The following is a 20,016-nucleotide window of genomic DNA, read 5'->3' on the forward strand; positions in this document are numbered from 1 at the left end:
GTGCGCCTGATGCTGCCGCGTGACCGCCGCCGGCAGCACGGTGGTCCGGGCGCCGGCCGTTTCGTCCATCGTCGGCCGACCGGCTGGATCCGTGCGCCGGCAGGGTTTTCATCAGGACCTCCGGAGCGCTGCACGATTCATCATGACGAAACCACCGTCGCAGCCAACCGCAGGAGGGCGCACCGTGACGTCCGATTCCATTCCCTCGACCGCCTTCGTGTTCGCCGGCGGCGGCAGTCTGGGTGCGATCGAGGTCGGCATGCTCCGCGAGCTGGTCACGAGCGGCGAACGGCCCGATTGCGTGATCGGCGCGTCGGCGGGCGCGATCAACGCCGCCTATTTCGCCGGCCGGCCGGATATGGACGGCGTCGCGATGCTTGAAGCGCTGTGGTGCAGAATCCGCCGCCAGGACGTGATGCCGTTCTCGATGCGCAGCCTCTTCGCGATGCTGCTGCGCAACCGGCCGCATCTGGTCGAGGCCGACGCGCTGCGCCTGCTGCTGCAAAAGAACCTGCCGTACAGCCGGATCGAGCAGGCCGCGTTGCCGCTCCACATCGTCGCGACCGACGTGCTGAGCGGCCGCGAAGTCGTGCTGTCGGCCGGCCCGGTCGTGGATGCGGTGCAGGCCAGCGCGGCGATTCCCGGCGTGTTTCCGTCGGTCAGCATCGACGGCGTGGAGCTCGTCGACGGCGGCGTCGCGAACAATACGCCGATCTCGGTCGCGATCGCGCTCGGCGCCAAGCGGATCGTCGTGCTGCCGGCCGGGTTCGCCTGCGCGTTGCGCGTCCCGCCGCGCAGCCCGATCGCGCATGCGACGCACGCGCTGACGCTCGTGATCGCACGGCAACTGGTGCGCGATCTGGAGCTATACGGGGCCCGCGCGCAAATTCATGTCGTGCCGCCGCTCTGTCCGCTCGAGGTGTCGTCCTATGACTATTCGCAGTGCGCACAACTGATCGACAAGGCCGCGGAACGCACACGCGTGTGGATCGAGGCGGGCGGGCTCGCGGCGTGTGCGATTCCTGGCCAGTTGCGCGAGCACGATCATGCTGCGGCGCATTCGCATTGATCGTTGCTCACGCACCGTGCAAGCGCATGACCGACGAGCGCCGGTTGCCGTGCCGCCCGGGCCTCTTTCCGGAAATCGGTAAAAAAAACGGCACCGTGCCACGAGACACGGTGCCGCCAACGGCCTGGAAGGCCCCACTGATCAGTCGATCGCGCGCATCGCGTGGCGCAGTTCCTGATAGCTGCGCAGCCCCGCCACGCCGAGTTCGCGCCCGATCCCGCTGAGCCCGAACCCGCCCCAGCACACGTGCGGGTAGATGAGCTGCGGCGCGTTGATCCACACGAGCCCCGCACGCACGCGCTGCTGGAATTGCTTGGCGATGGCCGCATCGCGCGTCACGACGGTCGCGACGAGCCCGTAGCGCGTGTCGTTCGCGAGCGCGATCGCTTCGTCGTCGGTGCGGAACGATTTCACGCACGCGACGGGGCCGAACACTTCGTCGGTCCACAGCGGGTTGTCGGCGGCCGGCTCGGCGATCACGACGGGCGCCATGAAGAAGCCGTCGCCGCCGGCATCCGCCACCCGGCCGCTGAAGGCGACGCGTGCGCCCGCATCGATGCCTTGCTGGAGCATCGCTTCGACGCGCGTGCGCTGTGCGGCCGAGATCAGCGGCCCCATCGCGACCTGTTCCGCGGCCGGCGGCGCGACGACGAGCGCGCGCACGGCGGTCTCGAACGCGGCCATGAAGCTGCGGTACACGCTGTCGTGCACGAGGATGCGCGCGGTGGCCGAGCACATCTGGCCCGCGTTCGTGAAGGCGCCCGCGACCGCGAGCGACACGGCGACGTCGAGGTCGGCGTCGTCGCGCACGATCAGCGACGACTTGCCGCCGAGTTCGAGCGTCACGCGCTTCATGTCGACGGCCGCGGCCTGCATGACCTTGCGGCCGGCCGCGGTGCTGCCGGTAAACGAGATCTTGTCGATCAGCGGATGCGCGGTCAGCGCCGCGCCGACCTCGGCGCCGCCGTTCACGACGTTGACGACGCCGGCCGGCACACCGGCTTCGGCGACGATGTCGAGCAGCGCGTGCTCGGTGGGCGAGGTGAGTTCGGACGGCTTCAGCACGACCGCGCAGCCGGCCGCGAGCGCGGGCGCGAGCTTCCATGCGGTCGTGACCATCGGGAAGTTCCACGGCATGACGAGCGCCGCGACGCCGACGGAGTCGTAGAAGCGCTCGGCCGTGACGGCGTCGCTCGGCAGTGCGACCGGTTCGGCGGCGAACAGCGCTGGGTCCTCGCACAGCTTCGCGTAGTACGCGAACGTCGCGGCGACGTCGCCGACATCGGCGTCGGCTTCGAACGGCGGCTTGCCGCTCACCTGCATCTGCAGCGCCGCCAGGCGATCGCGCGATGCTTCGACGCGCTCGGCGATCCTGACGAGCATCCGGCCGCGCTCGGCGGGCGGCGTATCGCGCCAGCCGGCGAACGCGTCGCGCGCGGCGCGCACCGCGGCGTCGACGTGCGCGGCCGTCGCGAATTCCTGCCAGCCGATCGCGGCACCGGTCGACGCGTCGAAGATCGGCGCGCCGGGCGCGTCGGCAGGCGTGCGCACGGGCTGGCCGGCAATGTGCGCCGCGGGCAGCACGAACGTGGCGGTGGAACGGGAAAGCTCGGCGGTGGACATGAGGGGCATCCTGTCGGTCGGGTTAGCGGTAGGCGACGCCCGGCATCACGCAGAGCATCTCGAACGCGAGGTTCGCGCCGGTGAGCGCGGTGGTGCCGGTCGGATCGTACGGCGGCGCGACTTCGACGAGGTCCGCGCCGACGATGTTCAGGCCCTTCATTCCGCGCACGATCTCGAGGCCCTGCTGCACGGTGAGGCCGCCGATTTCGGGCGTGCCGGTGCCGGGTGCGAACGACGGATCGAGGCCGTCGATGTCGAAGCTCAGGTAGACCGGCGTGTCGCCGACGCGTTCGCGCACCTGCGCCATCAGCGGCGCGAGCGACTGGTTCCAGCATTCCTCGGCCTGCACGACGGTGAAGCCCTGCTGGCGGCACCAGTCGAAATCGTCCGCGTGGTAGCCGGTGCCGCGCAGGCCGATCTGCGTGACCTTGTCGCATTGCAGCAGGCCGTCTTCCACCGCGCGGCGGAATGGCGTGCCGTGCGCGATCTTCTCGCCGAACATCGTGTCGTTCACGTCCGCGTGCGCGTCGACGTGCACGACCGCGACCTTGCCGTACTTTTTATGCAGCGCGCGCAGGATCGGCCACGCGATCGTGTGGTCGCCGCCGAGCGTGATCGGCCGGCAGCCGTTCGCGACGATCTCGTCGTACGCCTCCTCGATGCGGCGCACCGAGTCCTTCAGGTCGTACGGGTTGGTCGCGACGTCGCCGATGTCGGCCACCTGCAGCGAATCGAACGGCGCCGCGCGCGTGGCCATGTTGTACGGGCGCAGCAGCACGGATTCGGTGCGGATCTGGCGCGGGCCGAAGCGCGAGCCCGAGCGGTTCGACGTGCCGAGGTCGAGCGGCACGCCGACGAAGCACACGTCGAGGCCGTCGGTCGTGGCGGCTTGCGGCAGCCGCATCATCGTGGCGATGCCGCCAAAACGCGGCATGTCGTTGCCGCCCATCGGTTGATTCAGTTCGCGGGACATGGGCCGTCTCCTTTTTTTGAGGTCAAGCGATCGGCCGATGGTAGAGGAGAACGCCCGCGCGAAGATTTTGAAGTCGCAACGTTTACATCGACGGGCTTCGATGCAAGTGGCGCCGCCGCATCGACGCGGCGCAACCGAACGGGGCCGCACAGTGCGGCCGGGTGTGTCAGCGTGGGATGTCCGGCGGCGCGGTGCTGTCGTGCGATCCGGCGGGCGGGAACGCGGTGGTGGCCGAACCCCACGCGGCGAGCTCGCGCTTCGTGCGCACGCCGAGCTTCGCGAACGCGCGCTTCACGTACGACTCGGCCGACGCGACGCGCACGCCGAGGATCCCGGCCGTCTCCGGCACGGTCTTGCCGGAGAGCAGGTGCTTGCAGGTTTCGTATTCGCGCTTCGACAGCTTCACGCCGTCGGCCGCGATCCGCACATCGAATTGCGCGAGCGGATGGACGTCGGGCGTCGGGTGCGCGACGCGCCGCGCGGCCGTGGTCGACGCATGCAGTTCGAGCAGCGGGAACAGCACGTCGCTGATGCTGCGAAAGCGGTTCATCTCGGCGAGCGTGAACGGCGGCCGGTCGCGGCCGCGCTCCAGCGCGATCGAATGCTGCGAATAGCGTGTGCCGCGGGCGAGCACGCATTCGTGCCCGATATGCACGTCGTCGAAGAGCCGCTGGCGGAATTCGCCGGGCGGGATCGCCGCGATGTCGCGCACCACGAGCATCGTGCCCGTCTTGCCGCGCAGCCCCGCGAACAGCGGGTCGCTGTCGAGAAAGCGCTCGTAGTAGAGCGTCATCACGTCGGAGATTTCGGTGGATTCGGTATCGATGCCGCTGCTGCCGATCCATTCGCATCGATAGCCTGTGGGCATCGAGCCGTCGACGCGCGAACGTTCGACGTGCGCGACGTCGAGCGGCACGACTTCGTTGAGCAGTTGCGTGAGGCGCGGCACGAAGTGCGGCGTGCCGACCGTTTCGATCAGCTCGCCCAGCGCCTTGAACGACACGTTGAAGCGGTCGTTGTCGCGGTGGAAGGGGTTCACGTTGAGCAGCATGCGGTTCCCCGGGTGAAAAGCGGCGCGATTGTAGCGGTCACAACGAAAAACGTCTTTAGGGGGAAACACCGTCGGTTGTCCTGCCGACCCGTTCGCCCCGGAAAACACCGCTTGTCCCCCCCGGAGGGGGGCATACCGGGGCAGTGTAAATGAGTAACTTTGTCTCTGCTTTTTTCAATCAAGAGACGAAAGATTCACATGACCAAACTGATCAAGGACATCCTGCCGCTCGGCGCAGGCATCGGCGAATTCACGAAGCTCGACTTCGGCATGGATGAAAGCGACTGGCGCGCGGCGGAAGGCAAGAGCGGCAACTACATCATCGGCTGGTGGGAAGGGAAAGCCGGCTCGGTGGAGTTTCCGGAAACCGCGGCTGACGAAGCCGTGTGGCTCGTCGAGGGCCGGATCGCGCTGACCGACGTCGAAGGCAACCGCAAGGAATTCACGCCGGGCCAGGGCTACCTCCTGCCGGCCGGCTTCGCGGGCCGCTGGGAGACGATCGAGGACGCGAAGAAGTTCTACGTGCTGCTCGAGAAGTCGTGATGTCCGAAGCCGCCGCCGGGCGCGTCGTCCGTGTGACGCGCGCCCGGCGGCGGTTTCGCTTTTCGCGTGTGATGGCTGGGATCATGGAAATGGAAGTCAAGACAAGAGAGACTGCACCGGAGCAGGCGCACGCAATGCGTGGCGCGCCGGTCGCACTGGGCGTCGAGGCGGCGCTCGCGAATACGAAGCTGTTCCCGTACTGGCTCGACAACCCGGCGGCGCCGGCGACCGAGCCGGAACTCGTCGGCGACGTGACGGCCGACCTGCTGATCGTCGGCGGCGGCTTCACGGGGCTGTGGGCGGCCGTGCAGGCGAAGGAACAGATGCCGCACCTGAACGTGGTGCTGATCGAGGCCGGCAAAGTGGCGCACGGCGCATCGGGCCGCGCGGGCGGGATCATCTCGACGTCGGTGATGCACGGGCTGCCGAACGCGGTGCGCGTGTTCCCGAACGACATCGCGCAGCTCGAGGCATTCGGCCATCACAACCTCGACGGCTTCGAGGACACGCTGAAGCGCTACGACATCGACGCCGATATCGAGTGGAACGGCGAGATGACGGTCGCGGTCGATCCCGAGCACATCGCGCACCTGAAGGGCGACTACGACCTGCATCGCGAATACGGCCACAACGTCGTGCTGCTGAACCGCGAGGAAACGCTCGAACAACTGAATTCGCCGCTGTTCGCGGGCGCATTGTGGTCGCGCAACCGCAGCGGCATCGTGCATCCGGCGAAGCTCGCGTGGGGGCTGAAGCGCGCGGCGCTGAAGCTCGGTGTGAAGCTGTACGAGCACACGCCGCTCGTGACGGTGACCGACGAAGGCAGCACCGTATTCGTGAAGACACCGAAGGGCAGCGTGCGCGCACCGCGCGTGGTGTTCGGCAGCGGCACCGCGAAGGTCGGGATTCCCGACATTAATCGTCGCGTGATGCAGGTGCGCGACCACGTGCTCGCGACCGAGCCGCTCACCGACGAACAGCTCGCGCGGATCGGCTGGAAGAACCGCCAGGGCGTGTACGACACGCGCACGCAGCTCAACTATTTCCGGCTGACGAAGCACAACAACATCATCTTCGGCGGGCTGGTGAGCTATCACTTCGACGGCGACCCGGAACCGCACCAGGACGGCCAGCGCGAAACGTATTACCGGCTAGCGGAAGCGTTCTACCGCACGTTCCCGCAACTGTGCGACGTGCGCTTCTCGCATGCGTGGGGCGGCCCGATCGACTACTGCTCGCGCGGCTCGGTGTTCGCGAAGCGCTACCTCGGCGACAAGGCCGTGTTCGTCGCCGGCTATACGGGCTTCGGCGTCGCGGCGAGCCGGTTCGGCGCGTTCATGGGGCTGAACATCCTGTTCGATCGAGACAGCCCCGAGCGCAAGCTCGACATCGCGAACCAGAGCCCGAGCTACATCCCGCCCGAGCCGATGCGCTGGGTCGCCGCGAAGATCACGTTCCATGCGTTCGACGGCGCGGATGCGGAAGGCGGCTGGAAGCGCGCATGGATCAGCGGCATCAAGGCGATGGGCTTCCCGATGTAAGCGACGCGAGGGCGGCCCCGCGCCGGGCCGCCCCGTCATGGCGACACAACAAAAGACGATCCCCAGAGGAGACAGTCCGCACCGCGGACACGGAGAGAGACACCAGATGAATGTAGTCAACCTGCAGGATGAAGCGCGACAGGAAAGCGCGCTGTTCGTCGTCGTGATGCTGCTGCTCGGCATGCTCGGGCCGACGGTCTTCCTCGGCCTGCCCGCAATCGTCGGGCAGGTCGAACGTCATTGGGGCTTCGGCGAAGCGGCGCTCGGGCTGTCGAGCTTCATCGAGGTGCTCGGCGAATCGACGGGCACGTTGCTCGTCGCGTTCGTGCTCGGCCGCCAGCCGGTGCGGTGGGTGCTCGCGGGCGCGGTGACGCTCGCGGCCGGCGCGAACCTCGGCACGCTCGCGACGCACGGGCTGGTGGCGTATTCGGCGTTGCAGTTCATCGCGGGCGTCGGCTCGGGCGGGCTGAACGGCATCGCGCTGCGCTACCTGTCGTATTCGCGCGCGCCGGAACGCAATCTCGGGATCATGCTGATGGGGCAGGTGACGTGGAGCATGGTGCTGCTCGCCTATATCTTCCCGATGCTGAGCGACACCTGGGGCGCGCACGGCGTGTTCGGCTTCGTCGCGTGCGTGCTCGGCATGTTCGTGCTCGCGACGCCGCTGTTTCGCCGCGGCGAGACGATGGCCGCGCCGACGCCGGCCGGTGTCGCCGGCCGCATCGACCGCACGGGCGCGATGCTCGTGCTGTGCGCGCAGCTCGCGCTGTACGGCGGCGTCGGCGTCGTGTGGACCTTCCTCGAGAAGATCGGCACCGCGGCGGGCCTGAGCGACAAGTCGGTGTCGCTCGTGCTCGGCGCCGCGAACATCGCGAGCCTCGTGATCTGCGCGGCGATGCCGAAGCTCGGCGCGGGCGCGGGCCTGCGCCGCTGGGCGCTCGTGAACCTCGGCGGCTGCGCGGTCGCGGCCGTGCTGCTCGCGCTGCCGGCCTCGGCCGCGACGTTCACGCTCGGTGCGATCGTCTTCATCGGCTGCTGGACCGGCGGCGCGTTGCTGATCTACGCGACGATTCCGCAGTACGACCTGGTCGGCAAGTCGGCCGCGTTGTCGCCGGGTTGCGTCGCGCTCGGCTACGGCGTCGGCTCGGTCGCGGGCGGGTCGCTGATCGAGCGCGCAGGCACGCAGTCGGCGCTGATCGCGGCGATCGTGCTGTGCGCGGTGGCGTTCCTCTGCTACCGGCGGCTGCGGCCGGCCGTGTTCGACATGGAACGCGCGCTCGCGGTGGCATCTGAATGACGGTGGCGACGCGCACCGCTGCCGATGGCGGCGCGCGTCCGGTTCGGTTCATCGGCGCAGGCGGCGAGCGTGGCGTGCGAGGCGCGTCGGGCTGGCCGGCAGGGTAACGCGCACACGCGCAGCGACTTGAAGCATGTTCTCGAATACCTCCGATCTCGATCTCCGGCTCATCCGGGTCTTTCTGGCCGTCGTCGACGCACGCGGCATCACGGCCGCCGAGGCGTCGCTCGGCGTGCGGCAGTCGACCATCAGCACGCAGCTGTCGGCGCTCGAAGCGCGCGTCGGCTTCAAGCTGTGCGATCGCGGGCGCGGCGGCTTTCGCCTGACGTCGAAGGGCGAACGCTTCGCGGCCACCGCGCGCACGCTCGTCGCGGCAACCTCCGAATTCGTCGCGCGGGTGCGCGACATCGACCGCAAGCTGGTCGGCACGCTGTCGATCGGCCTGATCGGCCAGGCGCCGCTCGTCGAGAACGCGCGCGTGGCCGATGCGATCGGCGCATTCCGCAAGCGCGACCAGGCCGTCACGTTCGCGATGAAGGTCGCGTCGCCGCAGGAGCTCGAGGAAAGCCTCGTCAACAACCAGCTCGATCTCGCGATCGGCTATTTCTGGCATCGCGTGCCCGGGCTGCTCTACACGCCGCTCTTCACCGAGCAGCAGGTGATCTACTGCGGGCGCGGGCATCCGCTGTTCCATGCGTCGCGGCCCGTGACGGCGGACGATTTGCAGCTTCACGACTGGGTCTGGCGCACCTATCCGGTGCCGGAGGAGCAGTATCCGCTGCCCGAGCGGCGCGTGACCGCGAGCGCGGACAGCATCGAGGCCGCGACGATCCTGATCCTGTCGGGCGGCCATCTCGGCTACCTGCCCGCGCATTACGCGGAGCCGTTCGAGCAGCGCGGGCTCGTGAAGGCCGTCGGCCGCGCGACGTTCAGCTTCGACGTGCCGCTGCATCTCGCGATGAAGCGCAGCGCGAGCGACAAGCCGATCGTCGACGCGTTCTGCGAGGACCTGCTGCGCGCTTTCAACATCAAGGCGGCCGCGCTGGCCGCGTAAGCCGGCGGCGCGCGTTCAGCAGTCCACCAGCACCCAGTCGAACAGCTCGCGGCGCGTGCGCACGCCGAGCTTCGCGAACGCGCGCTTCACGTACGACTCGGCCGTCGACAGCTTCACGTCGAGCTGCTGCGCGGCCTCGGGCACCGAGCGCCCGCACAGCATCAGCCTGCAGATCTCGTGCTCGCGGCGCGACAGCTGCACGTGCTGCCGTTCGAGGCGCGCGTCGAAGCCCGCCTGCGACGCGGCATTCACCGATACCGACGCCACGCGCCGCGCCGCGCAGGTGCGCGCATGCAGCTCGAACATCGGGAACAGCAGGTCGACCATCTGCCGGAAGTGGAACAGCTCGTCCATCGTGAACGCGGCACGCCCGACGGTGCGTGCGAGCCCGAGCGCGTATTGCAGGTGCGCGTTGCCGTGCACGAGCAGGCATTCCTGCTCGATGCCGGGTTCGTCGAAGATCCGGCGGCGGAATTCGCCGTGCGCGATGCCGTCGACATGGCGCTGCACGAGCAGCGTGCCGGCCTTGCCGCGCAGCGGCGCGACCAGCGGATCGGCCTGGCAGTAGTCCTGGTAATAGACATCCATCACGCGCAGCGTATCGGCCGCGAAGCGCAGGCTGCCGCTGCCGAGCCACTCGACGACGAAGCCCGACGTGCTGCCCGTATCCGCGCGCCAGCGTTCGAGGTGCACGGCGTCGGCGTCGATGCTGTCGTTGACGAACTCCGTGACCGCGCCGACGAAATCCGGCGTGCCGACCGCGCGCAACGTCGCGCCGAGCGTGTCGGGGCGCACACCGATCAGGTAGTGGCCGCGGGCGGCCGGGTCGGGCTGGAGAAGTCGCATGGTCGGGCGTGGGCAGTCAGGGGACAGCGCGACGTTACGCGAACGCCGCACACGCGTCAGCCGGGAATTCACCGGATCAACCCGACGAATTTCACGCGTTGTCCCCAAAACGATGACAAGACCGTGCCCGAGGCGGCCGGAATTCGTCAAAGCCCCGGCAGCGGGGGGGCATACCGCCACGAATCGTCTGCCTATAGTGAAAGCACTTCGAAAACCTGATCAACAGAAAGGACAGGCCATGCAGATGCAACCGACGCCCGCCGCGAAGGATTCGACACCGGCGGATTTCGTTCTCACCAACGCGAAGGTCTATACCGTCGATCCGCACAAGCCGTGGGCACAGGCGGTCGCCGTGCGCGACGGCCGGATCGTCCACGTCGGCGACACGGCGGCCGTGCAGGCGTACGTCGGCGCGGATACGAAGGTCGTCGACGCGGCCGGCCGGCTCGTGCTGCCGGGCTTCGTCGAATCGCACTGGCACTTCGAGACGACCGCGTTCGCGTTCCAGGCGTTCGTGAACTACGAGGATCCGCAGCAGGTGCTCGCCGCGCTGCGCGCGTACGTCGAGTCGCATCCGGACGAGCCGGCGATCACCGGGATGGGCTGGGTGCAGGCGACCATTCCGCCGGCGCTGCTGCGCAAGGAGACGCTCGATGCGATCTGCGCGGATCGCCCCGTGTGCCTGCTGTCGACCGATTTCCATTCGATGTGGGTGAACTCGAAGGCGCTGGAGATCGCCGGCATCGACGCATCGACGCCGCCCGTGCAGGAAGGCGCGAGCTGGTTCGAGAAGGACGCGGTGACCGGCGAGCCGACCGGCCTGATCGTCGACGGCGCCGCGTATTCGATGCTGATGCAGCGGATCAGCGCGGCCGGCCTGCTGCCGACCGGCATCGACCTGTACCTGAAATCGATCCCGCCATGGCAGAAGAAGCTGTGCGCGGCCGGCGTGACGACCGTGTTCGACGCGGGCTTCTTCGATCCGAGCGGCGACCAGTCGCTGCTGTACGAGACGCTGCAGACGATGGAGCGCGCGGGCGACCTGAAGCTGCGCGTGGTGGGCAGCGTCGCCGTGATCGGCGAGATCGACGATCCGGTCGGCACGCTCGTCAAATACCGCGAGCAGTACGATTCGCCGCTCGTGAAGGCGCGCGCGCTGAAGCTGTTCCTCGACGGCACCGAAGCGAACCACACCGCGTACCTGCTCGAACCGTACGCGGATCGCCCCGATACCTGCGGCGCGCCGACGATGCCGACCGACACGTTCAACCACTACCTGGTCGAAGCCGATCGCGTGAACGCGAACGTGATGGTCCATTGCGTCGGCGATGCGGCCGTGCGGATGGCGCTCGACGGCTTCGACAAGGTCAACCGCACGAACCCGCCGCGCGACCGCCGCCACGTGATCACGCACGCGTTCCTCACGCATCCGGACGACATCCCGCGTTTCCGCCGCGCGGGCGTGATGGCGAACACGCAGCTTCAATGGGGCGTGGTCGACGCGTACACCGAGCAGCTGCGCGACCACTACGGCCATGAGCGCTGGAGCAACATGTACAAGTTCCGCACGTTCCTCGACGAAGGCGTGACGGTGTCGATCGGCATGGACGGCCTCGCGTGCCAGTGCCGCTGCCAGCACAAGCCGCTCGAGCACATCGAGTCGGGCCACACGCGCCAGCTCGCGGGCGAGCCCAATGCGCCGGTGTTTCCGGACATTGCCGAGCGCCTGAGCCTTCCGCAGCTGATCGCTGCGTACACGATCCACGGCGCGTACCAGCTCGGGATGGAGCATGAGGTCGGGTCGCTCACGCCCGGCAAGCGCGCGGATCTCGTCGTGCTGGAAAACGACCTGTTCGAGGTCGGCCAGTACGACATCGGCCGCATCGACGTCGCGCTGACGATGATGGACGGCCGCATCACGCACGTGGGCGAGGACTTCGGCGTGCGCACGGGCGTGCAGGCATCCTGAGCGGTTTTCGGTTGGCATGACGAAGTGGCGAAGGAAGCTTTCGATTCGCCTACGTGCCGTGCCGATCGGGGTATCCGCGCGGAACCGGATGCCCCGATTGTGCCGCGTGTCCCCCTAACGGCAGGGCAGACCGGCCAATTTCCTCTGGCTACATTTTTCCGGACCGAAGCACACACCGTTCATCGCGAGCGGATCATGATATCGACGGAGGAAACCATGGCAGGGGATTGGAGCAAGCATCTGGGAACGGCATGCGCGGCGCTCGCGCTGGGCGGCGTCCTGTGGGCCGGCGCGCCGGCGGCGCACGCGGCGGACGTCGTCAACGTGTACAACTGGGGCAACTCGATCGGCAAGGCGACGATCGCGAACTTCGAGAAGGCGACCGGCATCAAGGTGGTCTACCAGGAGTTCGATTCGAACGAGACGCTGCAGGCGAAGCTGCTGTCGGGCACATCGGGCTACGACGTCGTCGTGCCGTCCGACATCTTCTGGGCGCGGCAGCTGCAGGCCGGCATCTACCGCAAGATCGACAAGAGCCAGGTGCCGAACTACGGGCTGCTCGATCCGGAAATCATGAAGGTGCTCGCGAAGGACGATCCCGGCAACCAGTTCGGCATTCCATGGACGTGGGGCACCGACGGGCTCGGGATGAACGTCGAGAAGGTCAAGGCCGCGCTCGGCAACGACGCGCCGCTCGACAGCTGGGCGCTGCTGTTCGACCCGAAGTACGCGCAGAAGCTGAAGCACTGCGGCATCTCGGTGCTCGATTCGCCGGTCGATGCGTTCGGGATGGCGTTCGTGTACCTGAAGAAGGACCCGAACACGACGAACCCGGCCGACTACCAGGCCGCGTACGAGCTGCTGAAGACGGTGCGGCCGTACATCACGCAGTTCAATTCGAGCAGCTACATCAACGACCTCGCGGGCGGCGACATCTGCCTCGCGCTCGGCTGGTCGGGCGACGTGAACTCCGCGCGGATTGCGGCCGCTTCCGCGAAGAAGCCATATCACATCAAGTACGTGATCCCGACGGAGGGCAGCGCGATGTGGTTCGACATGATGGCGGTGCCGAAGGATGCGCCGCATCCGGACGCCGCGCTGAAGTTCGTCAATTTCGTGCTGTCGGAGAAGGAGAGCGCGAACCTGACCAACGACACGTCGTACCCGTCGGCCGTGTCGTCGTCGAAGCATCTGGTGCGCGCCGACGTGACGAGCGATCCGGCCGTGTTCCCGCCCGCCGACGTGATCCGCAAGCTGAGCCTCAGCAAGCCGGTTCCGCCTGAGCTGATGCGTCTGCAAAACCGTCTCTGGACGAAGCTGAAGACCGAGTAAGCCGGCCTCAGCTCTCCCCACTCCCGCACACCTTTCGCGCGCCCCGCCGCTCATCGCGGCGGGCGGGGGCGCGCGCGTCCCGACGACCACCCAAAACATGAAAATCACACACATGACGGCGCTGTGCCTGCTGGCGTTCGAAGCCGCCTCGGCATTTGCGCACACGCCGCAGGCGACCGACGCGAGCAGGATGAAGGCGCTGCAGGCGCAGGTCACCGCGCTGCAGCAGCAGGTGAACGAGCTGCGCGCGAGCATGCTGGCGGCGAAGCCGGCCGGCGCGGCAACGACCGCTACTGCCGCCTCGGGCGGCGCGAAGATCGGCTCGATCAACACGGCGGCGGCCGCTGCACCGGCCACGGATGCGGCGCCGGCGTTCACGAACGACGACCTGCAGCAGATGCGCGAGCAGATCGCGAACGCGTCGCTGAAAGTCGACTCGCTGCAGGAAGCGGCGACCACCGGCCCGCTCGCGGGCCTGAGCATCACCGGTTACGTCGATCCCGTGTACCTGTTCAACCGCGCGCAGCACACGTCCGGCTTCCAGTTCCTGAACCACGACCCGGGCGCGTACGACTACTTCAACAGCACGATCGGCGACGTCTACCTCGACATCAAGAAGACCTTCGGCGTCGGCCCGATGGCGCCGGCGGCGGAGGTCGTGATCCAGCCGAACCGTGGCTTCGGCAACGTGTTCAGCAATTCGCACGGCGGCATCGGCAACAACATCGTCACGCAGGCGGTGGTCACCGTGCCGCTCAGCACGACCCGCACCTTCGAGATCGGGATGATGCCGAGCCTCGCCGGCTACGAGGTGCAGCCGTCGAACCAGATGCTGACGCTCACGCACGGGCTGCTGTACGACTTCAGCGAGCCGGGCAACCTGATCGGCGTCGGGCTGAAGGGCTCCAACGCGGCGATGACGCGCTTCTGGCAGGTCGTGATCGGCAACGAGGTGCTGCGCACCGCCGGCGCGATCGCGAACGCGGCGAACAACACGACGAAGACCAACTGGACGCCGACGATCACCGCGCGCTTCGACAATGCGACGTCGACGGCCTTCGACTTCGGCCTCTCCGGGATGCTCGGCCGGCAGTCGCTGTTCTCGCCGTGCGCGCAGGCGGGCGGCTATGGCTACCAGTGCAACGGTTCGTCGCCGACGGGCCTCTACAAGTACGTGGAAGCCGACGTGACCTATACGCACGACAAGACGCAGGTCAACGCGCAGGTGGACTACGGCGAGCTGCAGAAGGGCGCGTGGAACGGCGGCACCGCGCGCTGGTACGGGATGTCGCTGCTCGGCCACACGAAGTGGACGACGTCGTGGGTCGGCCGCATGGGCGCGACGCTGCGCTTCGATTACCTGAACAACACGTCGAACGGCGGCGGCGGCACGAACATCCAGTACGGGCTCGCGGGCGGCAATCCGTCGGTGAACGGGTCGAGCGGCTTCGGCATCGATCCGGCGTGCTTCCAGGATTCGTCGACGAACGGCACCGAGTGCAAGGGCGCGCAGCGTTATGCGATCACGGCCGACCTGTTGTTCTATCCGACGCAGCAGATCACCGTGAAGCTCGAATACCGCCACGACGCGGCGAACCATCCGGTGTTCCTGAAGAGCAACGGCACGTATGCGCGCAGCAACGACCTGGCCGGGATGCAGTTCATCTACTCGTTCTGATTGTTCTCGCCGTTCCGACCGGCGCGCGTGCCGGTCGAGCGGCTGCACGATGCATCACGCTCCGGGCCGCGCGGGCCCGGAACGCATTCAACCCAGGAGATTTGATCTTGAAGCTGCACACCTTCGTGACCGACGTCACCGATCCGCGCGAGCGCGGCCGCCTGATCGGCGAGCGCTTCGCGCCGGCGATCCGCGAGACGGTCGCGCTGTATCTCGCGTTCTTCCCGAAGCTCGGCATCGCGCCGCAGCGCGCACGGGAGATCGGCGAAGGGAGTCTCGCCACGCTCGGCGCGTGGTGCCCGCGCCTCGCCGTCGAAGTCGAGGCGATCGCCGACGGCGTCGACCTGCCGCGCTGGCAACTCGCCTGCCTGAATGCGCGCACCGAGATTCTCGCCACTGCGCCCGCGTCGGCCGAAGGCGAGTGTTCGACGACCGTCTACGCGCCGGCCGGCCCGCACGCGCCGCGCACGCTGCAGACGTGGGACTGGCACGACAGCCTCGCGCCGCAGGGGCTGCTGATGCAGTTCGCGACACCGCACGGCCGTACCGTCAAGCTGTTCTCCGAATTCGGGATGCTGGCGAAGCTCGGCGTGAACAGCGCGGGGCTCGGGCTGCACTTCAACATCCTGCATCACGCGAGCGACAACGACAGCGCCGGCGTGCCCGTGCACGCGATCGCACGGCGCCTGCTCGAAGACGCGACGACGGTGCAGGAAGCGATCGACATCGCGCGCACCGCACGCGTGAGCGCGTCGACGGTGCTGACCGTGTTCACGCGGCACGACGCGAACCCGCGTGCGGCGAGCATCGAGCTGAGCCCGTCAGGTGTGGGCGTGGTGGTGCCGCGTCCGGACGGCTGGCTGCTGCATACGAACCACTTCCTCGATCGCGCGTTGAGCGGCGGCGAGTGCATGCCCGACAGCTCGACCACGCGCGAGCGCTTCGCGCACCTGAATGAAGTCGTGAACGGGATGACGAGTACCGATGTGCGCGAACGCGCGGCGGCGATGTGTGGGGCGGCCGGCGACCAGGCCGTCGTGTGCTTCCATCCGGACCTGTCGATGCCCGACACCGAGCGCTGGGAAACGCTGCTGACCGTCGGCATCGATACCGATGCGTGCGCGCTCGATTATGTGGCGGGCAATCCGCACGACCTCGCGCGCGACGGGTTTCAGCGGTTCTGACGCGACGCGCGTTCAGCGGTAGCAGTAGCAGGGCGGCGTGCGCGGGCCGCCCGTGCGTTGCCGACGCTTACGCGTCGATGCGCTCGACCTTGCCGACGAGCAACCCGTACGACAGGCTGCCTGCAAGCGCCATCGCGGCAATGTAGGTGATCGCGCGCGAGAAGTCGGCCCCGTCCACCAGCAGCCCGATCACGATCGGCGTCGCGATCGCGGACAGGTTGCCGATCAGGTTGAACACGCCGCCCGTGAGGCCGATCAGCCGCGCGGGCGCGAGCCCCGACACCAGCGACCACGTGATCGACGCGAAGCCGTTGCCGAAGAACGCGATCGTCATGAACGCGATCACCCAGCCCGTCGACGTCACGTAGTTCGCGCCGATGATGCAGGTCGAGATCAGCAGCCCCGAGATGATCGGCAGCTTGCGCGCGAAACCCTGCGATGCGCCTCGGCGCATCAGCCAGTCCGACAGCACGCCCGAGCACAGCACGCCGACGAATGCGGCGAGGAACGGCAGCGACGCGAGAAAACCGGACTTGATGAAATCCATCCCGCGATACTTCACGAGGTAGGTCGGGAACCACGTGAGGAAGAACCACAGCGTCGAGTTCAGCGCGAACTGGCCAAGATAGATGCCCCACAGCTTGCGCCGGCCGAGCACGACGCCGAGGTCGCGCCACGTCGACGGCGCGCGTTCGGTGCGTGCCGCGACGCGGTCCTCGAGATCGACGAGCCCGCCGCCGTCGCGGATCAGCGCGATCTCGGCCGCGTTGACACCACGAAACGCGCGCGGCTCGCGATACACCGCATACCAGATCGCGGCCCACACGATGCCGGCGAGGCCGGTCGCGACGAACACCATGTGCCAGCCGAGATGCACCTGCAGCCACGCGAGCACCGGCGTGAGGAACGCGAGGCCGACGAACTGGCCCGACGTGTAGCCGCCGATCGCGCTTGCGCGTTCGCGGGTCGGGAACCAGGTCGTCGCCACGCGGTTGTTGATCGGGTAGGCCGGCGCTTCGAGCGCACCGACCGCGAGGCGCAGCACGATCAGCCCGACGAACGAGCCCGCGAAGCCGAGCAGCAGCGTCGCGGCCGACCACAGCGCGAGCGCACCGGCATACAGTACGCGCGGCGACACCTTGTCGACGAGCCAGCCGCCCGGGATCTGCATCAGCGCGTAGGTCCAGCCGAACGCGGAGAACACGAGGCCCGCGCGTACCGGGTCGATGTTGAGTTCCTTGAACAGCGCGGGCGCGGCGATCGACAGGTTGCTGCGGTCGAGATAGTTGATCACCACTGTGACGAACAGCAACGCGAGGATCAGCAGCCGCTTGCGGCTGGGCGCTGTTGTCTGCGCGGCGGCTGCACGGGCGGCAGGATCGGATGCGATGCCGGCATGTGCGGGCAACTGTTCCGGCGGGTTGGCGTGGGTGCGCGACGCGGAATGAGCCACGGTTGTCTCCTGTGTTCTGTGCCAGGCCGTCACCCGCGAGCGGGGCGGCCGAATCGAATGGCGTTGGGACGAACGTTAGAGCCGTGGCGGGAAGCACGTCAACATTTGGACAAGCATCCCTATTAATGGGACGCGATCGCTCAATATGTGGGAAATGCGCTGGCAATCTTGTGCCAGCGCGTGGGTGCCTCGTGTGTGTCTGCTATTTCCTGCAATAGTCGTCCGAGTCGAAGCAGAAGAGGACACCTGCCCGGTCGTTGCACGGGTGTTTCAGTGCGTCGCTGGCAAACGCATCGTACGCGGCGGCGGTCTTTAGCAACGGAGAAGCGGAGCGACAATACCCGGCTTCGTAGAGCGCACGTGCCTTGGTGGCCGTGAGTTGGCCGGTCAGCGCGGCGAGCTTAGGTTTATCGATTGGGGAGCTTGCTTGAATGCTGTGGCTGGCGTCGATCGCCAGTTTCAGCGAATTGGCAGCCGCAAGCCAATCTTGTTGTTCGGCAAGAGCCATTCCTTTTTGTCCTTGGGCGAACACGAAATCGGGATTGGTCTTGTCAATTGTGCGAGCTACTCCGTCGAAATTAATTACGGCCGCAAGCGTCTTGTATTGCGGTGGCTTAGCCTTGATGTTCGCAAGCGCGCCATCAAGGGTGTTATCGCATGACCGCGCCGCACAGACGAGGGCGTTGAAGCGATTTGCGCTGTCGATGGCGAGCTGTGTCGATGCGTCAGGCTTCGTTGAAGAATCCGAAAGAACGCTGTCGGGCGACAGCGCTGTCTGAACCGCTAACGTGTCGATTCGGGGGCCGCCCGCGGTGACATAGGCCGAAAGCCATTGCGGGTGCGATGTGCTTTCCTTCGCAATTGTCGTGGCGACGATCGTGTCGAGAATGTTCGGAAGATGCTTGTTGAAGAAGTCGCTCTGGAATCCCGGATCGACGGGCAAGTCGCCATGGGGACTCAACAGACCATGGGAGTAGGAAAACATCTCCTGAGGCGCGAGCGCGAGGCTTGCGCTGGTGCTCGGCACGCGACCATCGCCCTGCACGGTCTCCCATCCGTCCTTGCTGCGATCGGATTGCGCGAGGATCGCTGAGCCTTGCGGGTCGATTAGCGTTTCACGCTGATTAGGAACCTCATAGAAAATCGAGTAGTAGAGCCATACCGGCACGTCAAGCCGATCGGCCACGAAGCCACTGCGAAAATCGCGTGCTTTGGCCAGGACGTCCTTGTATTGCGTGGGCAGCGTGTAGCTTCCGAGCAGACTGTGCCCGACGGGGAGTGACCAGAAGGCAGGATCGTAGTAGCTGACATTCTTCGTGTCCGCCATGTCCCGACCAGGACGAGGGACATGGAGGCAAATGAAATCCGCGGCGCGATCCGATGGACGAGGAGTGAGTTCGATTGCACCTGGCCAAGTCAGGATCAGTGGGCGAACGCCCTGCGTGAGTTCGGAGGTCACGTGATTGCCAACATCGCCCTTGATCGTCTCGAAGAGTGTCGCAAAACCTTCGACCGGATTCGGCAGCGGCTGGTTGCTGGCTGCAACCTTGTCGCCGATAGTCGGCTGCACGTAACCGCGCTCGATCATGCGGATGATTTCGCAACTTCCGACCAGTGGCGAACCGAGCGTAACCAACTGCATCAGCCGATGTTTCGGTGTCGCGTCGTTCGCGTGCTGCATGGCCCATTGCCATGACACGAGTCCGCCCATGCTGTGCGCGACGATGATGATGCGGCTTCCGCGCGGCAAGCTGTCGATACATCGATCCAGTTCCCGTGCGCCTGCCCGGATGTCGCGTCGCCAGTCGTAGCCGCAAGCCAGAAACTGAACATGCAGGTCGCTCGTGGCCTGTTTCATTTGCCGGAGCGCCTTGCCGTAGAAATCCATACCGGCCATGCCTTCGAGGACGGTTGACCGGATGGTGCTGCTGGCGTTCTCGTCAATGAGCGCCGCCGGCAGGGCGAGATGATCGATGAAGTCGCCGTAGTTCGTTGCGAGATACGGCAGACTCATGTTGCCCCAGATCTTCTTGTTGTCGGCAGTATCTTCGAGCGCGGAACCGAGTATTCCTGGAACGAATACGACGGCAAGCGACGAAGCGACGCTGTCGAGTTCGGTCGCGAGAGCGGCATCGTTCCTTGCTGCCTGCTTGAATGCAATGACTGCGGAAGTCGCATCCAGCGGGTTCGTGATCGTTGTTCGCGTGAATGGGATGTAACTCAGATCCGCTGCCGGGGAGATTGTGGAAAGAATGCAAAGAACCGCTGCGATCAGTGCCGCTTCGATGCTGCGCATGGCATATCCCCTTGGTCTCACGCTGTTTGTGTGATTCTTTTCAGTCTTGGTCAAGCGGCTATCGATTCTGGATCGTCAGTCCGCTTATGCCGATATCCGTGATGTGT

The 20,016-nt window shown here is 66.8% G+C and carries 15 protein-coding genes; 9 read left to right on the plus strand and 6 right to left on the minus strand.

From position 1 onward, the window contains the following. Positions 1 to 184 precede the first annotated feature (184 nt). Positions 185 to 1,069 (plus strand): patatin-like phospholipase family protein, encoded by an 885-nt coding sequence (locus tag F3J15_RS18175; RefSeq protein WP_166893167.1) that lies wholly within the window; start codon positions 185 to 187, stop codon positions 1,067 to 1,069. 141 nt (positions 1,070 to 1,210) lie between these two features. Here the strand turns inward: F3J15_RS18175 and F3J15_RS18180 are convergent, their stop codons facing one another. The 3 genes from F3J15_RS18180 to F3J15_RS18190 form a co-directional block, all read right to left on the minus strand. Continuing rightward, positions 1,211 to 2,692 carry an aldehyde dehydrogenase family protein gene (locus F3J15_RS18180; protein ID WP_166893169.1) on the minus strand — a complete coding sequence of 494 codons (1,482 nt, stop codon included), beginning with the start codon at positions 2,690 to 2,692 and terminating at the stop codon, positions 1,211 to 1,213. A gap of 22 nt (positions 2,693 to 2,714) precedes the next feature. Continuing rightward, the gene (speB, locus tag F3J15_RS18185) at positions 2,715 to 3,665 is read right to left on the minus strand and encodes an agmatinase (RefSeq protein WP_166893171.1); all 951 of its coding nucleotides are present in this window, start codon (positions 3,663 to 3,665) and stop codon (positions 2,715 to 2,717) included. A gap of 166 nt (positions 3,666 to 3,831) precedes the next feature. Continuing rightward, positions 3,832 to 4,716 (minus strand): helix-turn-helix transcriptional regulator, encoded by an 885-nt coding sequence (locus tag F3J15_RS18190; RefSeq protein ID WP_166893173.1) that lies wholly within the window; start codon positions 4,714 to 4,716, stop codon positions 3,832 to 3,834. 198 nt (positions 4,717 to 4,914) lie between these two features. Here F3J15_RS18190 and F3J15_RS18195 point away from each other — a divergent pair, with 198 nt between their 5' ends. From F3J15_RS18195 to F3J15_RS18210, 4 genes are all read left to right on the plus strand, one after another. Further along, on the plus strand, positions 4,915 to 5,259 hold the full coding sequence (locus F3J15_RS18195; RefSeq protein WP_089428440.1) for a cupin domain-containing protein: 345 nt from the start codon (positions 4,915 to 4,917) through the stop codon (positions 5,257 to 5,259). A gap of 83 nt (positions 5,260 to 5,342) precedes the next feature. Beyond that, complete coding sequence (locus F3J15_RS18200) at positions 5,343 to 6,800, plus strand: FAD-dependent oxidoreductase (protein WP_166893175.1); 1,458 nt, start codon at positions 5,343 to 5,345, stop codon at positions 6,798 to 6,800. Positions 6,801 to 6,906: 106 nt separating this feature from the next. Then, positions 6,907 to 8,097 carry an MFS transporter gene (locus F3J15_RS18205; RefSeq protein ID WP_166893177.1) on the plus strand — a complete coding sequence of 397 codons (1,191 nt, stop codon included), beginning with the start codon at positions 6,907 to 6,909 and terminating at the stop codon, positions 8,095 to 8,097. Positions 8,098 to 8,230: 133 nt separating this feature from the next. After that, complete coding sequence (locus F3J15_RS18210; protein WP_069250655.1) at positions 8,231 to 9,151, plus strand: LysR family transcriptional regulator; 921 nt, start codon at positions 8,231 to 8,233, stop codon at positions 9,149 to 9,151. A gap of 15 nt (positions 9,152 to 9,166) precedes the next feature. Here F3J15_RS18210 and F3J15_RS18215 read toward each other — a convergent pair whose 3' ends face one another. Continuing rightward, positions 9,167 to 9,997, minus strand: coding sequence for a helix-turn-helix transcriptional regulator (locus tag F3J15_RS18215; RefSeq protein WP_166893180.1), 831 nt, complete (start codon positions 9,995 to 9,997; stop codon positions 9,167 to 9,169). Between the two features lie 238 nt (positions 9,998 to 10,235). Here F3J15_RS18215 and F3J15_RS18220 point away from each other — a divergent pair, with 238 nt between their 5' ends. From F3J15_RS18220 to F3J15_RS18235, 4 genes are all read left to right on the plus strand, one after another. Further along, the gene (locus F3J15_RS18220; RefSeq protein WP_166893182.1) at positions 10,236 to 11,966 is read left to right on the plus strand and encodes an amidohydrolase; all 1,731 of its coding nucleotides are present in this window, start codon (positions 10,236 to 10,238) and stop codon (positions 11,964 to 11,966) included. Positions 11,967 to 12,182: 216 nt separating this feature from the next. Continuing rightward, positions 12,183 to 13,298: a polyamine ABC transporter substrate-binding protein gene (locus tag F3J15_RS18225; RefSeq protein WP_166893184.1), complete on the plus strand. Its 1,116-nt coding sequence runs from the start codon at positions 12,183 to 12,185 to the stop codon at positions 13,296 to 13,298. 112 nt (positions 13,299 to 13,410) lie between these two features. Next, positions 13,411 to 14,976, plus strand: coding sequence for a DUF3138 family protein (locus tag F3J15_RS18230; protein ID WP_240159019.1), 1,566 nt, complete (start codon positions 13,411 to 13,413; stop codon positions 14,974 to 14,976). Between the two features lie 107 nt (positions 14,977 to 15,083). Further along, positions 15,084 to 16,160 (plus strand): C45 family peptidase, encoded by a 1,077-nt coding sequence (locus F3J15_RS18235; protein WP_166893188.1) that lies wholly within the window; start codon positions 15,084 to 15,086, stop codon positions 16,158 to 16,160. A 67-nt stretch (positions 16,161 to 16,227) separates the two neighbouring features. Here the strand turns inward: F3J15_RS18235 and F3J15_RS18240 are convergent, their stop codons facing one another. Together F3J15_RS18240 and F3J15_RS18245 are read right to left on the minus strand one after the other, a co-directional pair. Then, positions 16,228 to 17,613, minus strand: a complete 1,386-nt coding sequence (locus tag F3J15_RS18240; RefSeq protein WP_166893190.1) for an MFS transporter — start codon at positions 17,611 to 17,613, stop codon at positions 16,228 to 16,230. A gap of 202 nt (positions 17,614 to 17,815) precedes the next feature. After that, the gene (locus F3J15_RS18245; RefSeq protein ID WP_166893192.1) at positions 17,816 to 19,909 is read right to left on the minus strand and encodes a hypothetical protein; all 2,094 of its coding nucleotides are present in this window, start codon (positions 19,907 to 19,909) and stop codon (positions 17,816 to 17,818) included. Between the last annotated feature and the right edge of the window lie 107 nt (positions 19,910 to 20,016).

Source organism: Burkholderia sp. Ap-955 (assembly GCF_011753045.1).
Classification (GTDB): domain Bacteria; phylum Pseudomonadota; class Gammaproteobacteria; order Burkholderiales; family Burkholderiaceae; genus Burkholderia; species Burkholderia lata_D.